Below are 1,095 nucleotides of genomic sequence, written 5' to 3'. Positions count from 1 at the left end.
GCTTTAATTTTTCTTGATTTTGTTCTAGTTTTATGTGACTTTATGTTTAGGGTAATCTTGTGTTTCTTTTAGACAGTGTGCCCTGCTTTATATTTAAAATGTGAGGCTGTAAATCTGTGTGCTGGTTTGTGATGAATGCTGGCTATGAAATTCTGTGTAAATGCCGAAATCTCAATTTTGAATAAGCTGTGGTGCTATCTTTTTGACTTGATATTTGACTTGGGACTTCCAATGCCATAATTGCTGAACTTTAATAGATGAAATGTGCCGAGATATTTTGCCAGCTGTACCTTGTCTTGCAAACTGATTGAAAATTATTTTTCAGGTACATTATGGCACGTGCACGAAAGAGGCGACAGACAGAGGCCTCAACCAGTCGACAGGAGGAGCCTTTGGTAGGCTGGCGGGAGGCCATGGCAGAGTTCAAAGGGCGAACCATTGTGGAGGAGAGAGGAATAAAGCTCGAACCTCCCCTCCAGGCGTACATCGAGAGACACGGATGGACGGCGTTTGCCAGCCACGATAGACTCTTACCTGGCGACCATAGCCTCATTTATGAGGTCTATGCGCGGCTGCAGGTAGAGAAGGAGGAGGAGATGACCATTGACGGACACACGGTAGACTTCTCCGCTGAGGCAATCAATGCCTTTTTCGACCTGCCCAACCTTGAAATTAACTACGATGCGAGGCAGGTCGATGAGCGGGATATCTACCGTGAGCTGACTGGGGAGGAACAGCGCGAAGCAGATTGGAGATTCATCTACAAGGCGGAGCTGAGAGCGAAGGCAGACTGATCAATCACTTCGTCAGGTGCCGACTGATGCCGACTTCCTCGAATCCAGAGGTGCTGAAGAAACGAGCTCACTTGATATATGCTATCAGCACCGGCGTGGCAGTCGATGTCGGCCAAGTGATCAGTGAGGAGATGATGGCAGCGACGAAGACGTCCAAATCAAAGTTGTCTATCGGCTTCCCGAACCTGATCACAGCCATGTGTGTCAAGGCAGGCATCCGGCCGAGAGGAGATCCCGCGACATTCATTCAGCTGATATCGGATCTCCGCTTCGACACCATCAAGGATCGGCAGCCTCGACC

At 48.8% G+C, this 1,095-nt stretch carries 2 protein-coding genes; both read left to right on the top strand.

Annotated elements, in window-relative coordinates; translation table 11 throughout:
- Nucleotides 1-413: 413 nt before the first annotated feature.
- A complete protein-coding gene (locus BVER_RS29560) occupies nucleotides 414-794 on the top strand; it encodes a hypothetical protein (RefSeq protein WP_050456234.1) in 381 nt (126 codons plus the stop codon).
- A 26-nt stretch (nucleotides 795-820) separates the two neighbouring features.
- Nucleotides 821-1,095, top strand: a 275-nt coding sequence (locus tag BVER_RS29555; RefSeq protein WP_157056326.1) for a hypothetical protein, incomplete at its 3' end; no start/stop codon positions are given.

The sequence above is a fragment of the Candidatus Burkholderia verschuerenii genome, from assembly GCF_001189365.1.
Lineage (GTDB): Bacteria > Pseudomonadota > Gammaproteobacteria > Burkholderiales > Burkholderiaceae > Caballeronia > Caballeronia verschuerenii.
This window is presented reverse-complemented; position numbering and strand designations above follow the sequence as displayed.